This is a genomic window from Amycolatopsis sp. NPDC051372 (assembly GCF_040682095.1).
In the GTDB taxonomy this organism is placed as follows: domain Bacteria; phylum Actinomycetota; class Actinomycetes; order Mycobacteriales; family Pseudonocardiaceae; genus Amycolatopsis.
On record NZ_JBFBAF010000011.1, the window covers coordinates 137,736 to 162,274 of the forward strand.

At 71.0% G+C, this 24,539-nt stretch carries 16 protein-coding genes; 2 read left to right on the forward strand and 14 right to left on the reverse strand.

The features are described 5' to 3' along the window. Positions 1 to 105: 105 nt before the first annotated feature. From AB0M56_RS18765 to AB0M56_RS18820, 12 genes are all read right to left on the reverse strand, one after another. On the reverse strand, positions 106 to 2,085 hold the full coding sequence (locus AB0M56_RS18765) for a maltotransferase domain-containing protein (RefSeq protein ID WP_364177445.1): 1,980 nt from the start codon (positions 2,083 to 2,085) through the stop codon (positions 106 to 108). 375 nt (positions 2,086 to 2,460) lie between these two features. Then, positions 2,461 to 3,879: a Re/Si-specific NAD(P)(+) transhydrogenase subunit beta gene (gene pntB / locus AB0M56_RS18770; protein WP_364177448.1), complete on the reverse strand. Its 1,419-nt coding sequence runs from the start codon at positions 3,877 to 3,879 to the stop codon at positions 2,461 to 2,463. A gap of 7 nt (positions 3,880 to 3,886) precedes the next feature. Further along, complete coding sequence (locus tag AB0M56_RS18775) at positions 3,887 to 5,443, reverse strand: Re/Si-specific NAD(P)(+) transhydrogenase subunit alpha (protein WP_364177451.1); 1,557 nt, start codon at positions 5,441 to 5,443, stop codon at positions 3,887 to 3,889. A gap of 153 nt (positions 5,444 to 5,596) precedes the next feature. Then, the gene (glgX, locus tag AB0M56_RS18780; RefSeq protein WP_364177454.1) at positions 5,597 to 7,744 is read right to left on the reverse strand and encodes a glycogen debranching protein GlgX; all 2,148 of its coding nucleotides are present in this window, start codon (positions 7,742 to 7,744) and stop codon (positions 5,597 to 5,599) included. A gap of 194 nt (positions 7,745 to 7,938) precedes the next feature. Then, entirely contained in the window at positions 7,939 to 9,660 is a 1,722-nt protein-coding gene (gene treZ, locus AB0M56_RS18785) for a malto-oligosyltrehalose trehalohydrolase (RefSeq protein ID WP_364177457.1), read from the reverse strand. Then, positions 9,661 to 11,955, reverse strand: a complete 2,295-nt coding sequence (gene treY, locus AB0M56_RS18790; protein ID WP_364177460.1) for a malto-oligosyltrehalose synthase — start codon at positions 11,953 to 11,955, stop codon at positions 9,661 to 9,663. It lies immediately after the preceding gene. Continuing rightward, the gene (gene glgX / locus AB0M56_RS18795; RefSeq protein WP_364177463.1) at positions 11,952 to 14,081 is read right to left on the reverse strand and encodes a glycogen debranching protein GlgX; all 2,130 of its coding nucleotides are present in this window, start codon (positions 14,079 to 14,081) and stop codon (positions 11,952 to 11,954) included. The genes treY and glgX (AB0M56_RS18795) overlap by 4 nt, the downstream gene beginning before the upstream one ends. 98 nt (positions 14,082 to 14,179) lie before the next feature. After that, complete coding sequence (gene malQ / locus AB0M56_RS18800) at positions 14,180 to 16,159, reverse strand: 4-alpha-glucanotransferase (RefSeq protein ID WP_364177466.1); 1,980 nt, start codon at positions 16,157 to 16,159, stop codon at positions 14,180 to 14,182. Positions 16,160 to 16,356: 197 nt separating this feature from the next. Further along, positions 16,357 to 17,598, reverse strand: coding sequence for a M1 family metallopeptidase (locus AB0M56_RS18805; RefSeq protein ID WP_364177468.1), 1,242 nt, complete (start codon positions 17,596 to 17,598; stop codon positions 16,357 to 16,359). Next, entirely contained in the window at positions 17,595 to 17,744 is a 150-nt protein-coding gene (locus AB0M56_RS18810) for a hypothetical protein (RefSeq protein WP_364177471.1), read from the reverse strand. The genes AB0M56_RS18805 and AB0M56_RS18810 overlap by 4 nt, the downstream gene beginning before the upstream one ends. Next, on the reverse strand, positions 17,741 to 19,042 hold the full coding sequence (locus tag AB0M56_RS18815; protein ID WP_364177474.1) for a M1 family metallopeptidase: 1,302 nt from the start codon (positions 19,040 to 19,042) through the stop codon (positions 17,741 to 17,743). The genes AB0M56_RS18810 and AB0M56_RS18815 overlap by 4 nt, the downstream gene beginning before the upstream one ends. 45 nt (positions 19,043 to 19,087) lie before the next feature. After that, a complete protein-coding gene (locus AB0M56_RS18820; protein WP_364177477.1) occupies positions 19,088 to 19,948 on the reverse strand; it encodes an LLM class F420-dependent oxidoreductase in 861 nt (286 codons plus the stop codon). Between the two features lie 220 nt (positions 19,949 to 20,168). On the opposite strand from AB0M56_RS18820, the gene AB0M56_RS18825 reads away from it, so the two are divergent. Then, on the forward strand, positions 20,169 to 20,465 hold the full coding sequence (locus AB0M56_RS18825; RefSeq protein WP_364177479.1) for a DUF3040 domain-containing protein: 297 nt from the start codon (positions 20,169 to 20,171) through the stop codon (positions 20,463 to 20,465). Between the two features lie 7 nt (positions 20,466 to 20,472). Here AB0M56_RS18825 and AB0M56_RS18830 read toward each other — a convergent pair whose 3' ends face one another. Together AB0M56_RS18830 and AB0M56_RS18835 are read right to left on the reverse strand one after the other, a co-directional pair. After that, entirely contained in the window at positions 20,473 to 20,721 is a 249-nt protein-coding gene (locus AB0M56_RS18830; protein ID WP_364177482.1) for a hypothetical protein, read from the reverse strand. A gap of 866 nt (positions 20,722 to 21,587) precedes the next feature. Continuing rightward, positions 21,588 to 22,070 (reverse strand): Lrp/AsnC family transcriptional regulator, encoded by a 483-nt coding sequence (locus AB0M56_RS18835; RefSeq protein ID WP_220241846.1) that lies wholly within the window; start codon positions 22,068 to 22,070, stop codon positions 21,588 to 21,590. A gap of 181 nt (positions 22,071 to 22,251) precedes the next feature. On the opposite strand from AB0M56_RS18835, the gene AB0M56_RS18840 reads away from it, so the two are divergent. Further along, positions 22,252 to 24,531, forward strand: coding sequence for a pyruvate dehydrogenase (locus AB0M56_RS18840; RefSeq protein WP_364177484.1), 2,280 nt, complete (start codon positions 22,252 to 22,254; stop codon positions 24,529 to 24,531). Positions 24,532 to 24,539 lie beyond the last annotated feature (8 nt).

Here is a 24,539-nt window from a genome sequence, read left to right on the forward strand (position 1 = left end):
TCATTCCCCATCCGACCAAAAGGAGGCGGGAACCCCGTCGCACGTTACTGCGTGTGGCGACTGTTCCCGCCGTGACTGTGGTCGGATGGGGAACCGGAAACACAGCTATGCCGCGAGCCGGCGTCGGACCGCGACCACGTGCGCGACCGCACGCCACGGTTCGAGCCGGACGAAGTTGGCCTGGCCCCAGTCCCAGGTCTCCCCGGTGACCTCGTCGTGGGCGATGAGCCGCTCGTGCCAGTCGAAGCCGAGCGACTCCAGGTCGAGCCACAGGGTGCCTTCCTGCGCACCGTGCGGATCGAGGTTCACCACCGTGACGACGGTGTCGCCGGTCGCCGGGTCCTGTTTGGAGTAGGCGAGCAGCGCGCCGTTGTCGACGTGGTGGAACCGCAGGGTCCGCATACCCTGCAACGCCGGATGGGTCTTGCGGATGGTGTTGAGCTTCGTGATCCACGGCTCCAGCGAGCGGCCTTCGGCCAGCGCCCGCTCGAAGTCGCGCGGACGTAATTGGTACTTCTCCGAATCGAGGTACTCCTCGCTGCCCTCGCGCACCGGCTGGTGCTCGTAGAGCTCGTACCCGGAGTACACACCCCACGTCGGCGACAGCGTGGCGGCCAGCGCCGCCCGCAACGCGAACATTCCCGGCCCGCCGTGCTGCAGCGACTCGTGGAGGATGTCCGGGGTGTTCACGAAAAGGTTGGGGCGGCCCTCGTTCCAGTGTTCGACCAGATCGGTCCCGAACTCGGTCAGCTCCTCCTTGCTCGTACGCCAGGTGAAGTAGGTGTAGCTCTGGGTGAAGCCGAGCTTCGCCAGGCCCCACAGCCGCGCCGGGCGCGTGAACGCCTCGGCCAGGAACAGCACGTCCGGGTGCGCGTCCTTGACCGACTGGATCAGCCACGCCCAGAAGTCCGGCGGCTTGGTGTGCGGGTTGTCGACCCGGAAGATGCGCACCCCGTGCGACACCCAGTGGAGCACGACGCGGAGCACCTCGTCGTAGACGCCGCGCGGGTCGTTGTCGAAGTTGACCGGGTAGATGTCCTGGTACTTCTTCGGCGGGTTCTCGGCGTAGGCGATCGTGCCGTCCGGGCGGGTGGTGAAGAACTCCGGGTGCTTTAGCACCCACGGGTGATCGGGCGCGGCCTGCAGCGCGAGGTCGAGCGCCACCTCCATGCCGAGCTCTTCGGCGCGGGCGACGAAGGCGTCGAAGTCCTCGAACGTGCCGAGGTCCGGGTGGATCGCGTCGTGCCCGCCCTCGTCGGCGCCGATGGCCCACGGCGAGCCGACGTCCTCGGGCGTGGCGACGAGCGTGTTGTTGGGGCCCTTGCGGTTCACTCGCCCGATCGGGTGGATCGGCGGCAGGTACACCACGTCGAAGCCCATGTCCGCGACCCGGTCGAGTGAACGCGCGGCGGTGGCGAACGTGCCGTGGACGGCGTTGCCGCGCTCGTCGACCCCGCCCGTGGAACGCGGGAAGACCTCGTACCAGGAACCGAAGGCCGCACGCTTGCGGTCGACCCACAGCTTCAGCGGTTTGCCCTTGGTGATCAGTTCCCGCACAGGGAATTCGTGCATCAAGTGGCGCACTTCGGGCGAAAGCGCGGCGCCCACGCGCTCGGCGAGGTCGCGGCCGGCGTCGCGCAGATCGGTGGCCGCGCCGGCAAGCAATGCGCGCTCGGCCCGGCGCTCGGGCCGGCGGGACACGCGCTCGAGCAGGCGCGCCCCGTTCTCGAGGTCGTTGGCGAGGTCCTCGGGCCCCTGTCCCGCCGCGATCTTGACCTCCACCGCGTGTTCCCACGTGGCCCACGGGTCGCTCCACGCGTCGACGCGGTAGGTCCACAGGCCCTCGGTGTCAGGCACGATCACCGCGGCGAAGAGGTCCAATCCCTTGCCTCGCTCGGCCATCCGCGTCTGCCGCGACACGCGGTCGCCGGGACCGCGCCACGCGACGGTGGCCGACACGGCGTCGTGGCCTTCGCGCCACACCGTCGCGGACACCGGAAAGTGTTCCCCCACAACGGCTTTGGCCGGGTAGCGGCCGCAGCTGACCGTGGGGCTGACGTCGTCGATACCGAGCCGGCCGGTCATGGCAACGCCCCTCTTTTGACTCCGCTGATCCCCCGCGAACGCGAGCACGGTCAGTGTGCCTGATTCCCTCAAAGCCCTTGACAGCGGGGCCTTTTACGGTTGTACCCGCCACCCGGTCGGGCGAAACGGCTCCGGCGGACGAAGTTTTCGCCGTTCCCACACGTTCGGTGTGTTCGCAACTCGAACGCCGGAACAATCACCCGCGCATGGTTTTGGCGGTTTCCCCGTAACACGGAAGTCGAGCGCCGTTCACAATCAGGCGTGAGTCGCCGCGCGGTGGTTCGCGCCCGACTGTCCACAATGGGCTCCGAACACGACTGTGCCGCCGGCTCCGGGAGCCGGCGGCACAGGTGTCGGGCGGGACTGCTCGGGGTGCTACCCGACGCGGGCCGGAAGCGCGGCGAGGATGTCCTGCACCCGTTGCTTGGCGTCGCCGAAGAGCATCTGGCTGTTGTCGCGGAAGAACAACGGGTTCTGCACCCCCGCGTAGCCCGGCGCCATGGACCGCTTGAACACCACGACGTTGCCGGCCTCCCAGACCCGCAGCACCGGCATGCCGGCGATCGGGCTGCCCGGATCCTCCGCCGCCGACGGGTTCACCGTGTCGTTGGCCCCGATCACGAGCACGACGTCGGTGTCGGCCAGGTCGTCGTTGATCTCGTCCATCTCCAGGACGATGTCGTAGGGCACCTTCGCCTCGGCAAGCAGCACGTTCATGTGCCCGGGCAGCCGGCCGGCGACGGGGTGCACCCCGAACCGCACGTTCACGCCCTGCTCGCGCAGCCGTCGCGTCAGCTCGGCCACCGGCGACTGCGCCTGCGCGACCGCCATGCCGTAACCCGGCGTGATGACCACCGAGCTCGCGTTCGAGAGCAGCTCGGCCACCCCGGCGGCGTCGATCTCGCGGTGCTCGCCGGTGACCTCCGCCGGGCCGCTGGTCGCCGGCGCGCCGAAGCCACCCGCGATGACGGAGATGAACGAGCGGTTCATCGCCTTGCACATCACGTAGGACAGGTAAGCACCGGAGGAGCCGACGAGCGCGCCGGTGATGATCAGCAAGTCGTTGCCCAGCAAGAAGCCCGACGCGGCCGCGGCCCAGCCCGAGTAGCTGTTGAGCATCGACACGACCACCGGCATGTCACCGCCGCCGATCGAGGCGACCAGGTGGACGCCGAGCGCCAGCGCGAGCACCGTGACCACCACGAGCAGCCAGGTCGCGGGGGTGAGCACGAAGAACACCGTGAGCACCGCGAACGCGACCAGCGCGCCGAGGTTGAGCACGTTCTTGCCCGGCAGCTGCAGCGGCTTGGACGGGATCCGCGCCGACAGCTTGAGGAACGCGATGATCGAGCCGGTGAAAGTCACGGCGCCGATGAACACGCCGATCACGACCTCGGCGTGGTGGATGCCCAGCAGCGACCCCACCAGCTCCGTCTGCGCGTCGTTCCCCTCGACCTCGAGGAACCCGTTCCAGCCCACCAGCACCGCGGCCAGGCCGACGAAGCTGTGCATCAGCGCGATCAGCTCGGGCATGCCGGTCATCTCGACCACGCGCGCCCGCCACACCCCGATCGCCGCGCCGATCACGAGCGCGATCAGCAGCAGCGTGATGCCGAGGCCCGAGGCCAGGCCCAGCGCGGTGACCGCGGTCGCGACCAGCGCGATCGCCATGCCGGCGATCCCGAACCAGACCCCGCGGCGCGAGGTCTCGTGCTTGGCCAGCCCCGCGAGGCTGGCCACGAACAACAGGGCGGCGATCAGGTACGCCGCCGACTTCCACGTTTCAGCGTGCACTGGTCACTCAGCTCCTCGAGAACATCGACAGCATCCGGCGGGTCACCATGAACCCACCGACGATGTTGATGGCGGCCAGCAGCACGGCGGCTCCGGCCAGGATGGTGGTGGCGATCCCGCCGCCGGCGATCTGCAGGATCGCGCCGACGACGATGATCCCCGAGATCGCATTGGTCACCGACATCAACGGCGTGTGCAACGCGTGATGCACGTTGCCGATCACGTAGAAACCGATCACGATGGCGAGCACGAACACCGTCAGATGCCCCGCCAGCTCCGGCGGCGCGAACGCCGACGCCAGGAACAGGACCACCGCGCCGATCACCGCGACCACCGCCCGGGCCCACGGCGACTTGGGCTTCTCCGGCTGTGCCGCAGCCTGCGGGGCGGGTGCGGGCGGCGGGGCCGCGCTCACCGACACCTTCGGCGGCGGCCACAACACCTCACCGTCACGAACCACCGTCAGCCCGCGCTGCACGACGTCCTCGAAGTCGAGGGCGAGCCTGCCGTCCTTCTCCGGCGTCAGCAGCTTCAGCAGGTTCACCACATTCGTGCCGTAGAGCTGCGAGGCCTGCGCGGGCAACCGGCCCGGCAGATCGGTGTAACCGATCAGCGTGACCCCGTTGTCGGTCGTCACGACCTCCCCGGCCTCGGTGCCGGCGACGTTGCCGCCCTGCGCCGCGGCCATGTCGACCACGACGCTGCCCGGCTTCATCGACGCCACCTGCTCGGCCGTGAGCAGCTTCGGCGCCGGCCGGCCCGGGATGAGCGCGGTCGTGATGACGATGTCCACGTCCGCGGCCTGCTCGGAGTAGATCTCCGCCGCCCGCTTGTCGTAGGCCTCCGACGTCGCCTTCGCATACCCGTCGGTACTGGCCTCCTGCTCGACCTCGACCGCCAGGTACTCGCCACCGAGCGACCGGACCTGGTCGGCCACCTCCGGCCGCGGGTCGGTCGCCCGCACCACCGCACCCAGGCTGTTGGCCGCGGCGATCGCCGCGAGCCCGGCCACCCCGGCCCCCGCCACGAGCACCTTCGCCGGCGGCACCTTCCCGGCCGCGGTGACCTGGCCCGTGAAAAACCGGCCGAACACATGCGCGGCCTCGATCACCGCGCGGTAGCCGGCGATGTTCGCCATCGAGCTCAGCACGTCCAGCGACTGCGCCCGCGAAATGCGCGGAACCGCGTCCATCGCCAACGCCGTGACCCCGCGCTCGGCCAGCGCCGCCAGCCGATCCGGCTCGAGCGCCGGGGCCAGCATCGACACCAGCGTCGTGCCCGGGCGCAAGCTCTCGATTTCGCCCGGGTCGGGCGCGTTGACGGTGACGACCACGTCCGCGTCCCACACCGGATCGGCCGACACCTCGGCGCCCGCGGACAGGTAGGCCTCGTCGTCGAACCCCGATCGCACGCCGGCCCCGGACTCCACCACCACGCGGTAACCCAGGCCGATGGCCTTGCGCACGGTGTCCGGCGTCAGCGCGACACGGGTCTCGGTTTTCGTCGACTCCGCGACCAGTCCGATACGCAGACCGGGCTCGGATCCGGTGCCGTCGTCGCTCATGCACTTCTCCTCGGGGATAGCCACGCTGGATTTCAACATCCAACGATCCGGATGACGAGGGGGATTCCGGCGTTCCGAGGTGAGAGTGATCTCTTGACCGATTTCTGCGAAACCTCTTGATCGATGCACCTCGGGGACCGCCGGCTCCCCGCGCTAAAGCGGCTGAGGGCCCGACACGAAGTCCCGTGGCGCTCGGAGCAGCTGCAACGACCGGGCCGCCACGACGATGCGGGTCTTCGGTTCCAGCACCCCGACGTACGCGGGGCTGCCGTCGGCCGTGCCCGTGTCGAGCGTGGGTTTGTAGGTGGCACCGTACTCGGGTCCGGGCAGCACCACCTCCACGTCGTCCTCGCCGGCGTGCAGGATCAGCAGCCACGAGTGGTCGGTGACGAGCTCGCCCTCGCGGTTGCGGGCCTGGGAATTGGACCCGTCGATCCACATGCACAGCGTGCGGCGGCTCTCGTCGAACCAGTCGATCTCGTCGAACTCCTCGCCGTCGGGCCGGAACCAGATGAGGTCCGGTTTGCCGGTGGGCGTGGTGCGGCCTTCGAAGAACTCCGGCTGGCGCAGCGCGGGGCTGCTTGCGCGCAGGCGCACCACGCGCCGGGCGAAGGCGAGCATCGGCTCCGACGCGGCCGAGGGCGTCCAGTCGACCCACGACGTCTCGTCGTCGAGGCAGTAGGCGTTGTTGTTGCCACCCTGGGTCCGCCACATCTCGTCGCCCGCGACGAACATCGGCGTGCCGGTGGACAGAAGCAGCGTGGCGAAGAGGTTGCGCGCCTGGCGGGTGCGCAGAGCGACGATCGCCTGGTCGGCGGTCTCGCCCTCCACACCGTGGTTCCACGAGCGGTTGTCGGTGGTGCCGTCGCGGTTGTCCTCGCCGTTGTCCTCGTTGTGCTTTTCGTTGTAGGACACCAGATCCCGCAACGTGAAGCCGTCGTGGGCGGTCACGAAGTTGACCGACTGCCACGGCCGGCGCAGGTTGTGGTCGTAGAGGTCCGACGAACCCGAGAGCCGGTACGCGAGGTCGCGCACACCCGTGACCCCCCGCCAGAAGTCGCGCAGGGTGTCGCGGTAGCGGCCGTTCCACTCGGCCCACTGCGCACCGAAGTCGCCGACGCGGTAGCCCTCCCCCGTCGCGTCCCAGGGTTCGGCGATGAGCTTGCACCGCGACAGGACCGGGTCGGTGGTGATGGCCGTGAGCATGGTGGAGTCGCGGTCGAACATGCCGCCGCGCGGGCGGCCCAGCGTGCTCGCGAGGTCGAACCGGAAGCCGTCGACGCCGAGCTCCTGCGTCCAGTACCGCAGCGAGTCGGTGACGAGCCGGACCACGGTCGGCGAGCCCGAGTCGAGGGTGTTGCCGCAGCCGGTGATGTCGGCCATCTGCCCGCGTTTGGTGTGCAGGTAGTACGTCGGCGCGTCGAGCCCGCGCAGGAACAGCGTGGGCCCGTCGGGGCCGCCCTCGCAGGTGTGGTTGAAGACGACGTCGACGATCACCTCGATGTTGGCCGCGTGCAGCGCGGCCACCATCGTCCGGAACTCCTCGATCTCGCGGCCGGGTTCGCTCGCGTATCCCGGGTGCGGCGCGAAGTAGCCCAGCGGCGAGTAGCCCCAGTAGTTGTGCCGGCCCGCGCGCACCAGCGACGGTTCGTCGGCGAACGCGTGCACGGGCAGCAGCTCCACTGTGGTCACGCCGAGCCGGGTGAGGTGCTCGATCGCCACCGGGTGCGCGAGGCCCAGGTAGGTGCCGCGCAGCGCTTCCGGGATGAACGGGTGCAGCTCGGTGAACCCCTTCACGTGCAACTCGTAGATCACCGACTCCTCGAACGGCACTTCGGGCTTCACGCCCGTGTCCGGCCCGCCGGGCGAAGTGACCACTGACAGCGGCACGCTGCCTAGTGAGTCCACAGTGGACGCCTGACCGCGGTCCGGGTCGCCCACGAACCCCTGCGCGGCCGCCAGGTCGGTCAGGCGGCCGCTGATCCGGTGCGCGTACGGGTCCACGAGCAGCTTCGCCGGGTTGCAGCGCAGCCCTCGTCCCGGGTCGTACGGGCCGTGCACGCGGTAGCCGTAGCGCTGCCCCGGCGTCACGCCCGGGACCAGCCCGTGCCAGACGCCGAACGTCCGCTCGGTGAGCTCGATCCGGCGCTCGGTGCCGTCGTCGCCGAGGAGGCAGACCTCCACGGCGTCGGCCACCGCCGAGGTGACGGCGAACCGCACCCCTCCGGCTTCCGGGTGAGCGCCGAGCGGAAAGGGGCGGCCGGCCAGGACCTGGGTGTCGGAAGCGGGTCGTGTTGCCATGGGGAGATCCTCCCAAACCGGCCGGTCCCGCGGGTCCGGCTACCCGGCTGAACTTTTCGGGAAAAGTGCCGGATTTCCCGCGAACTGTGCCGATCGTTACCAATCCGACCACAGTCACGGCCGAATGGCTTCGCAGGTACGGTTACGTGTCGAGTAGGGGTCGGCCTACTTTTGGCCGGATTGGTAAACGCCGGTCAGGAGGTGGCCACCAGCACGAAAGACGCGGGAGGAAGCCGCACGGATTCACCGGCATGGTCGAACTCCGGCGTGTCCCAGGACGCCAGGACCTCCCCCGGCGTCCCGCCCAGTGGGACGGTCGCCGTGGTTTCGCCGAAGTTGCAGGCGAGTCTCAGCGCGCCGCGGTGCAGCACGAGCCACGAGTCGTCCGGAGCCGCCCGCAAGACGAATCCGTCGAGGCTCGGGTTCGCCAACTCGGGCCGTTCGCGGCGCAGCCGGATCAGCGTGCGGTAGGTCCGCAGCATCTCCTGGTGCGCCGGCTGCTCCGGCTCGGACCAGTCGAGCCGCGAGCGCGCGACGGTCGCCGGGTCCATCGGGTCCGGCACGTCGGCCTCGCCCCAGCCGTGGCGGCCGAACTCACGCCGCCGGCCCGTGCGCACAGCCTCGGCAAGCTCCGGGTCGGGGAAGGAAGCAAAGAACTGCCACGGCGTGCTCGCCGCCCACTCCTCGCCCATGAACACCATCGGCGTGTACGGCGAGCAGAACACCACCGCGGCCGCGGCCGCGATCCGGCCCGGCGCGGCGGTGGCCGAGAGCCGGTCGCCGGTGGCGCGGTTGCCGATCTGGTCGTGGTTCTGCAGGTACGCGAGGAACCGGTGACCCGGTACCTTCCGCGTGTCCACCGGGCGGCCGTGGGTGCGTTCACGGAACGACGACCAGGTGCCGGCGTGGAAGAACACCTCGCGCAACGTTTTCGCGAGCGCGCCGGGCGCGGCGAAGTCCGCGTAGTAACCGGAAGTCTCGCCGGTGATGCGGACGTGCAGCGTGTGGTGCAGGTCGTCGGACCACTGCGCGTGCACCCCGTAGCCGCCGCCCTCACGCGGGGTCACGAGCCGCGGGTCGTTCTGGTCCGACTCGGCGATCAGGGTGAGCGGGCGGCGCACGGCCGCGGACAGCTCGCCGACCTCGGTGGACAGCTCCTCCAGCAGGTGTGTGGCGCGCTTGTCCACCAGCGCGTGGACGGCGTCGAGCCGCAGCGCGTCCACGTGGAAGTCGCGTAGCCAGCCCAGCGCGTTGTCGAGCACGTACCGGCGCACCTCGTCGGAACCCGGGCCGTCGAGGTTGAGGCCCGCGCCCCAGTCGGTGTGGCCGGCGAAGTACGGGCCGAAGCGATCGAGGTAGGCGCCCGAGGGGCCGAGGTGGTTGTAGACGACGTCCAGCACCACGGCGAGGCCGCGGGAGTGGCACGCGTCGACGAACCGCTTGAGGCCGTCCGGTCCGCCGTAGGGCTCGTGCACCGCGCCCCACAGCACGCCGTCGTAGCCCCAGCCGGCCGTGCCGTCGAACGAGTTCACCGGCAGCAGCTCGACGTGCGTGATGCCGAGGTCCACGAGGTGGCCGAGCCGCTCGATCGCCGAATCGAACGTGCCGCCCTCGGTGAAGGTGCCCAAGTGCAGCTCGTAGACGACGCCGCCGGGCAGCGGACGGCCGGTCCACGCGCCGTCGGTCCACTCGAACTCGGCGTGGTCGTAGGCGCGCGAAGCCTCGTGGACGCCGGCCGGCTGGCGCAGCGAACGCGGGTCCGGCAGCGGCTTGTCGTCGTCGCCGAGAAGGAAGGCGTAGTCGGTACCGGTGACGTCGGCCTGCCACGAGCCGCCGGCGGTCGGGCGCATCTCGTGGTCAGTGCCGTCGACGCGCACCCGCACGCGGTCCGCGGCGGGCGCCCATACGGTGAACATTCAGGAATCCCCTCGCACCAGAAGAGCCACCGGGTACTTGTCGAACAGCGCCGCGGCCAGGGGCGCGTCGCCGACCGCACGGCCGGTGAGCACGTCGGTCCAGAAGCCATCCGTCAGCGGCAGCACGGTGTCGCGCCAGCCGCCGGTCTTCTCGAGCGCGACGGGCAGCCGCGTCACGGCCACCGCCAGGTCCTCCCCGCGCTGGAACGCCAGCAGGTGCTCGGCGGCCGCGCCCTCGGCCTTCAGCGGGCGGTAGCCGGTGAACAGCTCAGGCCGTTCGCGCCGCAGCGTCAGCGTCCGGTGGACCAGCAGCAGCTTGGCGGCACCGGTTTCGTCGACCTCCGGCTGCTCGCCGGCCAGCACGCGCTCGAGGATCTCGCGGCGCGCGCCGTAGTCGACCTCGCGCCGGTTGTCCGGGTCCACGAGCGAGAAGTCCCACAGCTCGGTGCCCTGGTAGACATCCGGCACGCCCGGCCCGGCCAGCTGCACCAGTTTCTGGCCCAGCGAGGTCACCCAGCCCGGACCGCGCAGCTTCCCGACGAACTCCTCGACCTCCGCCCTCAGCTCGGCATCGCCCAGCACCTGCTCGGGCCACGCCGCGACGGCCTGCTCGAACACCTCGTCGTGGTCGGTCCAGGTGGTGCGGAGCTTCGACTCCTTCGCCGCCTTGTCGAGGTAGTCGCGCAGGCGCTCGGGCGCGATGGGCCACGCGCCCACGAGCGTCTGCCACGCCAGCAGGTTCAGCGCCGGCTCGTCGATGCCGCGGCGCTTCGTCCAGCGGCGCACGGCGTCGCCGAACTCCTCGGCCAGCTCCGACAACGCCGCCTGCCGCGCCCGCGTGTCCTCGGAGCGCTTGGTGTCGTGCGTGGTCAGCGTGGTCATGCTCGCCGGACGTCCAGCGGCACGGCCCGCGGCCAGCTCGTGGAACTCGGCCACTCCGCGCCCGAAGCGGTCGGGGTCGCCGCCGACCTCGTTGAGCGCGGCGAAACGGGTGAAGCGGTAGAAGGTCGTGTCCTCGGTGCCCTTGGCCACGACCATGCCGGACGTCTGCTGGACGCGCGTCGCCAGCTCGCCGCCGGGTTCCGCGCGGACCTGTGTGTCCAGCGCGGTCAGGGCCTCGCCCAGGTCGGGCCGGCGCGACCGCGCGCGCTCGACGGCGCCCGTCCACTCGGCGGCGCCCTCCGGCAGGTACGAGCGGTAGACACCGAAGGCGATCATCACCTCGGCCACGGCGGCGCGCGCGGCGTCCGGCTCGACACCCTCGACCAGGCCCGCGATGCGGTGCACCTCGGCCACGAGGATCCGGTCGGTGACCAGGCGCCGCGCTTGCTGTTCCACGGCGAGGTAGTCGGTGCGTCCGCCCAGCTCACCCACGAGCCGGGTGAACACGGGCTTCGCGGCCGGGTCCACGAACACGCCGGTGATCTCGTTGAGCGCGTCGTAGCCGGTGGTGCCGTCGACCGGCCAGCTCTGCGGCAGCGCCTCGCCCGGGTGCAAGATCTTCTCCACGACCAGCCACGCGTCGGGCGCGCCCGCGCGCAGCCGGCGCAGGTAGCCGCCCGGGTCGGCCAGGCCGTCCGGGTGGTCCACGCGCAGGCCGGCGACGTCGCCGTCGGCCACCCAGCGCAGCACCTCGCCGTGCGTTTCGGCGAACACCTCGGCCTTCTCGACCGTGACAGCCGCGAGGTTCGTGATGTCGAAGAAGCGGCGGTAGTTCAGTTCGGCGTTGCCGCGGCGCCAGCCGACGAGCTCGTAGTGCTGGCGCGCGTGCACCTCCTGCGGCGTGCCCTCGCCGGTGCCGGGCGCGATCGGGAAGCGGTGGTCGTAGTAGACCAGTTCGTCGTCGTCACCAGAGCGGTCCACGGTCAGCTCGGCGACGGCCGCGTCCTCGCCGAGCACGGGCAGCAGCACCTTGCCGCGGCTCCAGTCGATGTCGAAGAACCCCGCGTATTCCGACGCCTGCCCGTGGCGGAGCACGTCCCACCACCAGCGGTTGAGCTTCGGGACCTCGACGGACATGTGATTCGGCACGATGTCGACCACGAGCGTGAGCCCGGCGGACTTCAGCCGCGCCACGAGCACCTGACGGGCTTCCTCGCCGCCCAGTTCCGGCCGCGCGCGGGTCGGGTCGACCACGTCGTAGCCGTGCGCGGAGCCGGTGGTCGCGTCGAGCACCGGCGAGGTGTAGAGCGCACCCGCACCGAGCGAGCGCAGGTAGTCGACGATCCCGGCGGCGTCGGTGAAGGTGAACTCCGGGCGCAGCTGAACCCGGTACGTCGAGGACGGCGGGTTCACTCCTGCTCCTCCCGGCCGGTGCGCTGCAGCACCACGAGCGACCGCGCGGCGAGCGTGTGCTTGCCACCGCCCGGCACCGGGTCCACATCGGACTGTCCGACCTGACCGGTGGCCGTGTCGACGACGACCGTCCACTCGGTGCCGTACCCGTTGGCGGGCAAAGTCATCGCGATGTCCTCGTAGTGCGCGTTGAACGCGAGCAGGAACGACTCGTCGACCACCGCCATGCCGCGCGGGTCGAGGTCGGAGATGCCCTCGCCGTTGAGGAAGATGACCACGGACTTGCCGAAGCCGTCGTCCCAGTTCTGCTCGGTCATCTCCTCTCCGGCCGGGGTGAACCACGCGATGTCGCCGAGCTCCTCGCCCTTGCGCACCGGCTTGCCCTGGAAGAACCGGCGACGCCGGAACACCGGGTGGCGCTTGCGGAACGCGGTGAGCGCCGCGGTGAAGTCGACGAGGTCGGCGTTCTCCTTGGCGAGCGCCCAGTCCATCCAGGACAGTTCGGAGTCCTGGCAGTAGGCGTTGTTGTTGCCCTGCTGCGTGCGGCCGAGCTCGTCGCCGTGCAGCAGCATCGGCACGCCCTGGGACAGCAGCACGGTGGCGAGCAGGTTGCGGCGCTGGCGGGCGCGCAGCGCGAGGACCTCCTCGTCCTCGGTCGGGCCCTCCACGCCGCAGTTCCACGACCGGTTGTCGTCGGCGCCGTCGCGGTTGTCCTCGCCGTTGGCTTCGTTGTGCTTCTCGTTGTAGGACACCAAGTCCTCGAGCGTGAAGCCGTCGTGGGCGGTGACGAAGTTGATCGACGCGAACGGCCGTCGGCCGTCGTCCTGATAGAGGTCCGACGAGCCTGTGATGCGGGAGGCGAACTCCCCCAGCGTCGAAGGTTCGCCGCGCCAGAAGTCGCGCACGGTGTCGCGGTACTGCCCGTTCCACTCCGTCCACAGCGGCGGGAAGTTACCCACCTGGTAGCCACCGGGGCCGACGTCCCATGGCTCGGCGATGAGCTTGACCTGGCTCACGATCGGGTCCTGCTGCACGAGCTCGAAGAACGTGGACAGGCGGTCGACGTCGTAGAACTCGCGCGCCAGCGCCGAGGCGAGGTCGAAGCGGAACCCGTCCACGTGCATCTCGGTGACCCAGTAGCGCAGCGAGTCCATGATCAGCTGCAACGTGTGGGGGTTGCGGACGTTGAGCGAGTTGCCCGTGCCCGTGTAGTCCATGTAGTACTTCGGCTCGTCCTCGACCAGCCGGTAGTAGGCCTCGTTGTCGATGCCGCGCATGGACAGCGTCGGGCCGAGGTGGTTGCCCTCGGCGGTGTGGTTGTAGACGACGTCGAGGATCACCTCGATGTTGGCTTCGTGCAGGGCGCGGACCATGCCCTTGAACTCCTGCACCTGCCCGCCCTGCCCCGGCATCGCCGCGTAGGCGTCGTGGGGCGCGAAGAAGCCGATGGTGTTGTAGCCCCAGTAGTTGCGCAGGCCCTTCTGGTCCAGGCCGTGGTCGGTCACGAACTGGTGCACCGGCATGAGCTCCACCGCCGTGACGCCGAGCTTCTTCAGGTGCTCGATCACGGCGGGGTGCGCGAGACCGGCATACGTGCCGCGCAGGCGGTCGGGCACGAACGGGTGCGTCATCGTCATGCCGCGCACGTGCGCTTCGTAGATCACGGTCTCGTGGTAGGGCGTGCGCGGCGCGCGGTCGTTGGCCCAGTCGAAGAACGGGCTCACCACCAGCGAGTACGGCACGTGCCCGGCCGAGTCCTGGTCGTTGCGCGTCTCCGGGTTTTCGAACTCGTACCCGAACAGCGCCTCCGACCAGTCGACGCCACGCGAAAGCGCCTTGGCGTACGGGTCGATCAGGACCTTGTTCGGGTTGCAGCGCAGGCCGCGGTCAGGGTCGTACGGGCCGTGCACGCGGAAGCCGTAGCGCTGACCGGGACCGATGCCGAGCAGGTAGCCGTGGTGGACGAACCCGTCGACCTCCTCCAGGCGCGAACACGTTTCCGTGCCGTCCTCGTCGAACAGGCAGAGCTCCACGTACTCGGCGACTTCGGAGAACAGGGCGAAGTTCGTGCCCACCCCATCGTAGGTGGCGCCGAGCGGGTAGGGCCTTCCGGGCCAGGGACGCACGGGACTCTCCTTGGGGGACATCGGTTTGTCGGGTTTCTCGGGGAAGACTGACTTACCCGCGCGGGCGGGTCTCGAACCACGAAGGCCGGCCCGGGCGGTTACGGGAGCGGGCGGGCGGCCTTGAGCGGGGCGACCGCCGCACGCACCCGCGCGTCGGCGAAGAACCCGTCGACACTGACGGGGAGCGGGATCCGCCAGTTAGGGTACTGGTCGACCGTTCCGGGCAGGTTGGGCTGGCGCCGTTCGCCGATCACGTCGGCGGGCGAGGTGAGCACCAGGCGTGACGCCGCCGAGGCCAGGAGCGTGTGCAGGGCCACCACCGGGTCGTCGGCGGGGATGCCTTCGCGCGCAACGAGGTCGAGCAGCGCGCCGCGTTCGGCCGCCGCCTCCGTGTACTCCTGCTCCACGGGCCGGTCGAGCAGGCCCAGCTCGGCCCGGACGCGCACGTGCTCCGCTTCGAGCCAGCCGGACACGGTGGGCAGGTCGTGGGTCGAGATGCTCGCCATCGCGTGCGGGTCCCAGTCCGCGGGGCGGACGAACGGTTTGCCCGGTGCGTCCCAGTCGCGCTGGAACCACAGCACGGCGGAGCTGAGCACGCCGCGTTCGTGCATGGTCTCGGTGACGGTCTCCTCGACCGTGCCGAGGTCCTCGCCGACCACCACGGCGCCGGCACGGTGGGCCTCCAGCGCGAGGACGCCGAGCATCGCCTCGGCGTCGTAGTGCACGTAGGTGCCGCGGCCGGCGGGCTCGCCCGGCGGGATCCACCACAGACGCCACAGGCCCGCGATGTGGTCCACGCGGATGCCGTCGGCGTGCTGCAACACGCCGCGGATGACGTCTCGGAACGGCGCGTACCCGGCCTCGGCGAGGCGGTCGGGCCGCCACGGCGGGAGATTCCAGTCCTGGCCCTGCTGGTTGAACGCGTCGGGCGGCGCGCCCACGCGCACGCGGGCCGCGAACACGTCGCGCAGCGCCCACGTGTCGGCGCCGCCGGGGTGCACGCCGACGGGCAGGTCGTGCACGACACCCACCGTCATCCCGGCCTCACGCGCCGCGAGACGGACCTCGTCGAGCTGCTCGTGACACAGCTGCTGGAGCCAGCCGTGGAACTCGACGCGGTCGGCCAGCTTCTCGCGGGCCGCGGCCACCTCGGGGCTCGCCGGGTCGCGCAGCGCCTCGGGCCACTCGCGCCAGTCGGCGCCGTGGACCTCGGCCAGCGCGCCGAACGTCGCGAAGTCGCGCAGATCGCCGTGGAGCTCGACGGGCCGCGGGTGGTGCGGGCGCAGCAGCTCGAGCGCGGTGCGCTTGGCGTCCCACACGGCGTCGTAGTCGATCAGGTCCGGAACCGCGTCCGGGGCCAGGGCCAGCACCTTCGTGCGCGTGGCCTCGTCGGCCTTGGCGAACGCCTCGGTGTCGGTGACCCGCAGGTACACGGGGTTCGCGAAGCGCCTGCTCGACGGCGAGTAAGGCGAGCGCTCCACGGGGTGCGCGGGGCTGAACGCCTGCACCGGGTTGACCAGCAGCACACCCGCGCCGAGCTCGGCGGCCGAGCGCGTGGCCGTGGTCCGGAGGTCGCCGAAGTCGCCCATCCCCCACGACCCGGCCGAGTGCAGGGCGTAGAGCTGCAGCATCCAGCCCCATGCGGCGGGCACCTCGGGCAGCTTCGCCGGGACCACGGCCAGCGGCACCCGGCGCTCGCCGGCGACGACGTGGTGCCAGCCCAGCGGCAGGTCGGCCGGCAGCGTGGTGCCGACGTCGCGAGTCGTGCCGTCCTCCAGCTCGACGGTGACCTCGCGGCCCAGCTCGCGCGTGGCACCGGCGCGCACGACGATCGTGGGCGGCAGGTCGGCCGACGCCCGGGCCGCTCGGACGCGCTCCAGTGCGCGGCGGATCGACTCCGCGCTCGAGGCGTCCACGTCGAACTGTGCGAGGACGGCGACGACCACCTCGGCCTCGACCCGGACTTCCACGCGGTCGGAGTTCTCGTAGTGGGTCGCCACGCCGTAGGCGGCGGCCAGCTCGGCCAGCTCGGGCGAAACGGCGGGGGTCGGTGATCCGGAGGCGGTCGGGCTCTGCACCGGCCCAGTGTCGCGGCCCGCGCCGGGGTGCGCCAATCGCCTCGCCGGGCGGCACCCGAATGCCGGATGCGTACAGCGGTGACCGGCCAGTCGGGGGGCGTGCCGGCCGGTCACCGCCACACCCACCGAGAGGCCATCCGGTGAACAGAATGACGCGTGGCGGCGCACTTCACTATTTCGGGTGAAGTACGCCCCGCTCAGCGCGCGAGCGAGCCCGGGTGCAGGTATTGGACCGGCGGGATCACGGAGCTGTGCGCCCACGCGGTGAAGAAGCCCGACAGGTCCTGCCCCGCCTGCGCCGACGCGAAGTGCTCGAAGTCGGGCCAGGACGCGTTGCCGTCGCGGTGCGCGGCGATCCAGTGCTTCAGCAGGCCGAAGAACTTGTCGTCGCCCATCGTGCGGCGCAGCGCGTGGAGCATGAGCGAGCCCCGGTCGTACAGGGCGTAGTCGAGCGGCCGGTCCTTGCCCGGGTCGTAGATCGGCACCTGCCAGTAGGCCGCGTCGCCCGCGTTCTGCTCGACGATCGTGCGGTAGCTCTCGTCGAGGTCGGCCCCGTTCTCGGCCTCGTCCCACAGCTGCCCGGCGTACTGGGCGAAGCACTCGGCCAGGCAGCCGTCGCGCCAGTCCGAAAAGGACACCGCGTCGCCGAACCACTGGTGCGCCAGCTCGTGCACGGCCGACGCGTCGAAGAACGCGCCGTCGTAGGTCGGGCGCGTCTGCGTCTCCAGCGCGAGGCTGCCCTCGGTGGCCTCCGGCTCGACGACGATCGCTCCGGTCGAGTCGAACGGGTACGGGCCGAACGCCTCGGTCAGGAAGCCCATGATCTTCGGCAGCAGCGCCTCGGAGTCGGGGAGGATGCTCGTGTTCTGCCCGTACGCGGTGATCACGGGCGTGCCGTCGGCGAGCTTCGAGGTGTACACGGTGAACTTGTCGATCGCCATCGTCGTGGCGTAGGAGACGATCGGGTGGTCCTCGTGCCAGCGGAACGTCGTGTGCCCGGCGTTCGCGGTGGTCGGGCCGGGCAGCCCGTTGCCCACCACCGTCCACCCGGTCGGCACGGTCGCCTCCAGGTGCAGCGCCGCCTTGTCCGAGGGGTGGTCGTTCAAGGGGAACCACGCCGTGGCCGAGTGCGGCTCGCCGCTCACGTCGATGCCGCCGCCCACGAGCCGGTGCCAGCTCGCGCCCACTGGCGGGCCCGAGTACACGACGCGCACGGAGAAGATGCTGCCGCGCCGCACCCGCGTGCGCGGCGTGATCACCAGTTCGTGCGCCCCCGACCGCGCGATCGCCGTGGCCGGCACGCCGTTCACGGTCACCGCCGAGACCGTGAAGCCCTCCAGGTCGAGGTCGAACCGATCGAGGTCCTGGCGCGCCGTCGCGTGCACCGTGGTGTCGCCGGTGAAGGACGCGGGGGCGGCGGGGTCGACGGAGACCTTCACCTCGTAGCGCGAGACGTCGTAGCCGCCGTTGCCGTCCCGGGGAAGTAGGGGTCGCCGACGCCGTCCGCGCCGATCGCCGGCGGCTGCGCCATGCCGAGCGCCGCCGCTCCGCTCGCGACGAGGGCGAGCGCTTTGTACCAGCTCACGCGTTGTCCTTCAGGGTTCCGGGGTGGAGGTAGGGCTCGAGCGGGATCACGGTGCTGTGGGCCCACGCGGTGAAGAAGCCGGTGAGGTCGTGGCCGTACTCGTGGGCCGCGAGGTGCTCGAAGTCGGCCCAGGAGGCGTTGGCGTCGCGGTGCTGGCCGAGGAAATCGCGCAGCGTCCGGAAGAACACGGGGTCGCCGACGGTGCGGCGCAGCGCGTGCAGCATGAGCGGGCCTACGGTGTAGGAGCCGCCGTAGAACCCGTCGCCCGGGTCCGCGAGGGGGATCTTCCAGAAGCCCGGGTCGGCGGCGGCGTCGGTGAGCGCCGCGCGGTAGTCGGCGTCGAGGTCGTGGCCTTCCTTCGCCTCCCGCCACAGCCATTCCGCGTAGGTGGCGAAGCACTCCTTGAGGCAGATGTCGGACCAGCGCGCCACCGAGACGCTGTCGCCGAACCACTGGTGCGCCTGCTCGTGCACGATGTCGGTGAACCGCTCCGGGGGGACCCCGCCCGAGTAGACCGGCCGGTCCTGCAGTTCGAACCCGCCACCGGTGTCGCCGGGGTAGAAGATCCCGCCCGCCGAGGACAACGGGTACTCGCCGAAGCGACTGGCGAGAAAGCCGAGCACCTCGGGCAGCCGGTCCTCGAACGGCTTCGCGGCCTCCGCGCCCGTGGTGTACGCGTCGACGACCGGGGTGCCGTCGGCAAGGTGTCCCGTGTGGACGGTTATCCGGTCGATCACCACGCCCGTCAAGTAGGAAGCCACGGGGTGGTCCTCGGTCCACGAGAACGTCTCGCGCCCGCCGCGCGCCACCGGCGGCGCGGGCACCCCGTTGCCCACCACGGCCCAGCCCGGCAGGTCCGGCATCGTCACGGCGAGGTGGGACCTCGCCTTGTCCGACGGGTGGTCGTTCACCGGGTACCAGCTCGACGCGGAATGCGGCTCGCCGAACGCGTGCACCGCGCCCGCGTCGTCGGCGGTCATCCAGAAGAAGCCCGGTGTGCCCCGGTAGCGCACACGCACTCGGAAGGACTGCCCGCGCCGCAGGGGCTCGGCGGGCGTGATCACGAGCTCGTGCTCGCCGGTGCGCGTGAAGGCCGCGGGCGCGCCCGCCACCGTCACGCCCTGCACGGTGAAGCCCTCGAGATCGAGATCGAAACGGCTCAGGTCCTGGGTGGCGACGGCGTCGGCCGTCGTGTCGCCGGTGAGGAAATCGGGCTTCGCGGGGTCGTAGTCCAGCGCGACGTCGAGCACGAGGATCGAGCCGGTGGCGACCGCGGTCGCCCACACTCTCTTCAGCACCGCGCCAGGCTGGCAGAACGGCGGGCCGAACCGGTCAGGAACTTGTCAGGGCCGGATGAGGGTTCCGTGATCGAGTTTGCCCGCGAGCCGCCCGAGCCAGGCCAGGACCTCGGCCGGCTCGCGGTCCGGCAGCCCGAAGATCACCTCCGTGACCCCGGCCGCTTCGAGCCGCGCGAGACCTTCGGGATCGGGCCGCGGCCCGAGCGCGGCCACCTCCGGCTCACCCGCGCGACCCTCGGCGCGCCAGATCTCCCGCAACAGCCCGACGTTCTCCTCGACGTCCACTTCGGACGGTGTGGTGAGCCAGCCGTCGGCCGAGCGCGCGATCCAGCGGAACGTGCGCTCGGTTCCGACCGCGCCCACGAGCACGGGAATCCGCTCCTGCACCGGTTTCGGCCACGCCCAGCTCGGGCCGAACGCCACGTGCTCGCCGTCGTGGCTCGCGACCTCGTCGGTCCACAAGGCATGCATCGCGTCGAGATACTCGCGCAGCACGGTGCGGCGCTTGCCCGCCGGCACGCCGTGGTCGGCCAACTCGTCGGTGTTCCACCCGAACCCGACGCCGAGCGTGACTCTCCCACCCGAGAGGTGGTCCAGCGTGGCGATCGTCTTGGCGAGCGTGATCGCGTCGCTCTCCACCGGGAGCGCGACCGCCGCGGCCACGCGGATGCGCGTGGTGACCGAGGCCGCGGTGGCGAGCGAGACCCACGGATCGAGCGTGCGCAGATACCGGTCGTCGGGCAGGCTCGCGTCGCCGGTGCGCGGGTGCGCGGCCGTGCGCTTGACCGGGATGTGCGTGTGCTCGGGGACGTAGAAGGTGTCGAACCCGGCCGATTCGGCAGCCTGCGCCGCCGCCGCGGGGGTGATCCCGCGGTCGCTCGTGAAGAGCACGATGCCGTATCTCACAACTTCCGACAGTATTAGAACGTGTTTCAGTTTGCAACGAAATCCGCCTGGCCGCCGGAAGTGTTCTACAGTGAGCAGGTGGCCTTCGGGCCACGGAGCACCGCACCGCCCGTCCGGTTTGGCGATTATTCCTGGAAAAGCGGCGCTTGACGTGGGGTGGGCTGGGGTACTGAACTGGTAGGGGCGATCACCCGGCCCGATCCGTCCTGAGGAGGGGGTCATGCTTCCCCATCGTGACCGCAGTGCACTGCGGAAGATCGAAGAAGAGCTGGCCGCGAGCGACCCCGACTTCGTCGCGGCCCTGAGCGCCGGCGCCCCGCCCGTGCGGTCGCGCACGTGGCTCACCACCTTGATCCTCGCAGACATCACCGTGGTGCTGATGATCGTGGTCGGGCTGCTGGCCGGCAGCACCGGCATGTTCCTGTGGGGCCTCGTCACGATCCCGGTGCTCGTCTGGATCCACCGGTCGATCCTCATGCACAAGCGCGACCACACTGCCGACGACGCGAAGGCCTAGCGCAGGCTCAGAGCATTGCGGTGATGTTCGGCCGGACACCGAGCAGCGCCTTGCCGTAGATCTCGTGGTTCACCGCCGGCTGTGCCATCGCGTGGGTCAGTGCGAAGTTCGCATCGCGCCAGATGCGCTGCAACGGGTGCCCGTCGGCGAACCCTCCCGTGCCGTGCGCCGCCACGAGGATTCCGATCGCGTCGACGACGCTCTGCACGGCCAGTCCGATGTCCCCGTGCACCCGCGCCCGCGCCAGTTCGGTCATCGGTTCGCCGCACGAGAGGGCCGCGTCGACGTCGTCCCGCGGTGTCGATTTTCAACGCGGCTTCGGCGAAGCGCACCTGGAACACTGCCGAGTCGGCTTGGCGCGCATAGGCGGTTCCGGTCACACCTTTTGCCGACGCGGCCTCGCGCACCAGGCGCAGCGCGGCCCGGCCGAGCCCCAGCTGCGGCGCCGCCAGCACCACGGTCAGATACGGCGCGAAGACTGAAACACGTTCCAGAAGCGCGGCCGTCCGCACGACGCGGTGCTCGGGCACGAAGAGCTCGTCCGCGACCACGGTGTCACTGCCCGTGCCGCGCATGCCGGCGACGGCCCACGTGTGCTCGATGCCGTAGTCGCTCGCCGGCACGAGCGCCATCGCGGGTTCGCCACTGTCCCCCACGGGGATCCCGAGCAGCGCCCAGCCCGCGTGCGCGATCCCCGACGCGTACGGCCAGCGCCCTTCGACGCGGTACCCGCCGGGCACCCGCTCGGCCCGGGCGGTCGGCGCGAGCGCGCCCGCGATCTTCGCCTGCGCGTCCGCCCCGAAAACGTCCTCCTGCGCTTGCTCCGGGAAGAGACTCACCACCCACGCGCACGCGTTCACGAGCGTGAGCACCCACGACGTCGCGCCGTCCGCCTCGCCCGCTTCCGCGCCGATGTCCAGCAGCGTTCGCAGGCCGGCCTCGTGGCCGCCGAAGCGCCGCGGCGTGCCGAGCCGGAACAGGCCGGCGTCGTCGAGTGCGCGCACGGATTTGTCGGTGAGCCTGCGGTCGGTCTCCCCCTGCGCGGCCTCGGCGGTGAGCAGGGGCCGCAGCTTCCGCGCCCGCGCGACAAGATCGTTCACGGCTCCAGTGTGCCCTCGCGGCTCACTTCCCGGCCACGGCGCGCTCCAGCAGCGGCGTGATCCGGTAGGGCACCATCTCGCGCATCACGAGCGCGTTGTGCGTGCGCTCCACGCCGGGGATCTCGAGCATCTGCCCGGCGATGCGGTAGAGATCGTCGGCCTCGCGGGCCACGACGTGCACCAGCAGGTCGGACTGCCCGGTCAGCCCGCGCACCTGCAGCACCTCCGGCACGGCGGCCAGCGCGCGGCCGACCTCGTCGAGCAGCCGCTGCGTGACCTGCACGGTCACGAACGCCGTGAGCGGGTAGCCGAGCGCGGCGGGGTCGATCCGGTGCTCGACCGAGCGCAGCGAGTCGCCTTGTTCCAGCCGCGCGAGGCGGCTCTGCACCGTGTTGCGCGAGAGCCCGAGCTCATCGGCCAGCGCGACCGCGGTGGCGCGCGGGTTGCGGTTGAGCGCGAGCAGGATCCGGGCGTCGGTGGCGTCGAGCCGCTGGCCACTGGGCATGGTGCGCAGTCCTCTCGGCGCCTGAGGCGCGATTCTGGGCGTTCTGCTCACTGAACAGACCATCGGTTGTGCATCATACCCAGCTCTGTTGGACTGAAGACCGCGTTACGCCCAAGAAAATCGCAGAGAGGTCGTTGTCGTCGTGAGCAGTCCAGCCGCCGAGCGCACACCAGGAACCGCAGTGGACACGGAAGTCCTGCGCGAGGTGCAGGACCGCGTGCTCTGGCTTTCGACCGCGATCATCGACCACGCGAACCGCGTGCGCCCCAACCCGACCGGCCTCAAGGTCGGCGGCCACCAGGCCTCCAGCGCGTCGATGGTCTCGATCATGACCGCGCTGTGGTTCGCGCGGCTGCGCGCCGAGGACCGGGTGTCGGTGAAGCCGCACGCCTCCCCCGTGCTCCACGCGATCAACTACCTGCTCGATGGCCTCGACGAGAAGTATCTGACGTCGCTGCGCGAGTTCGGCGGCCTGCAGAGCTACCCGTCGCGTTCGAAGGACCCCGACCAGGTCGACTACTCCACGGGCTCGGTCGGCATCGGCGCCACCGCGCCCATCTGGGGCGCGCTGGCGCGGCGCTACGTCGAGTCGACCACCGGCGGCGCGGGCACCGGCCGCCAGTACTCGCTCGTCGGCGACGCGGAGCTCGACGAGGGCGCGGTCTGGGAGTCGATCCTCGACCCGAACGTGCAGGAGCTCGGCGAGGTCGTGTGGATCGTCGACCTCAACCGCCAGTCGCTCGACCGCGTGGTGCCCAACATCGGCGCCACGCGCCTGCAGGGCATGTTCGACGCGGCGGGCTGGCAGGTGCTCACCGTCAAGTACGGCCGCCTCCTGCAGGAGCTGTTCGAACGCCCGGGCGGCGAAGCCCTGCGCCGGCGCATCGACGACATGCCCAATCCCGAGTACCAGCGCCTGCTGCGCTGCACGCCGGCCCAGCTGCGCGAGCGCCTCGCGTCGGCCGAGCTGGCGCCGCTGCTGGACTCGCTCGACGACGAGACCCTGCACGCGGCGATCCGCAACCTCGGCGGCCACGACCTGTCGGCGCTGCTCGACTCGTTCGACGCCATCGACGACCGCCGTCCCACGGTGATCTTCGCCTACACCGTCAAGGGCTTCGGCCTCGCTAGCGAGGGCCACCCGCAGAACCACTCGTCGCTGCTCACGGCCGAGCAGCTCGGGCAGCTGGCCGAGCGCGTCGGCACGTCGGTCGACGACCCGTGGCACAAGTTCCCCGAAAGCTCGGCCGCCGCTCGGCTGTGCGCCGAAACAGCCACGCGGCTGCACCGCGAACCCGTTGTCGTCCACGAGGTTCCGGCCATTCCCACCGACATCGGCCGCACTCCGTCGGGCCGCACGACCACGCAGGCCGCGCTCGGCCGCGCGCTGCTGGACCTCACGCGGGAAGCGCCCGACGCCGCGAAGCTCGTGGTGACGCTGTGCCCCGACGTCTCGTCGAGCACCAACCTCGGCGGCTGGGTCAACAAGGTCGGCGTGTGGTCGCCGCAGGAGCGCGTGGACTGGTTCGCCGACGACCCCGAGACGATCCTGCACTGGCGTGAGCGGCCCACGGGCCAGCACCTGGAGCTGGGCATCGCCGAGGTGAACCTGGTGAGCGCGCTGGGCGAGCTGGGCACCACGTGGTCGCGCTGGGGCCGGCCGCTGCTGCCCATCGGCGTGCTCTACGACCCCTTCGTGGAGCGCGCCCTGGAACCGTGGTCGTTCGGCATCTACGGCGGCGGGCAGTCGATCCTCGTCGGCACGCCTTCGGGCGTCACGCTGGCGCCGGAAGGCGGTGCGCACCAGTCGGTGACCACTCCGTCGGTCGGGCTCGAGCAGCCCGGCTGCATCACCTACGAGCCCGCGTTCGCGATCGACGTCGAGTGGACGCTGCTGGCATCACTGGCGCGCCTCGGCCGGCCTGACGGCACGTCGGCGTACCTGCGGCTCTCGACCCGGCCCGTGGAGCAGAACCTGGCCGCGGTGCCCACCGACCCGGCCGCGCGCGAGCGCCGCCGCCGCCAGGTCGTGGCCGGCGCCTACCCGATCCGCACGGCCGCGGTCGCGCGCCCGGACGTGACGATCGTGGCGATGGGCGCGATGGTCACCGAGGCGCTGGCCGCCGCCGACCGCCTCGACGCGCTCGGCAAGCACGCCGACGTCGTGTGCGTGACGAGCGCGGGCCTGCTCTTCCGCGCGCTGCAGGCGCGCTCGGGCCAGGACAGCGCCGACACGTGGATCCTCGACTCGGCGCTGCCGTCCGAGCGCTCCGCGCCGATGGTGACGGTGCTCGACGGGCACCCGCACACGCTCGCTTTCCTAGCCAACGTGCACCGCGTGCGGGCCGCGCACCTGGGCGTGACGCGGTTCGGGCAGTCGGGCGACCTGGAGAGCGTGTACCGCCACCACGGCATCGACACCGACAACATCATCCGCGCCGCGCTGGACGTCGCGGACTGAGGCGCTGA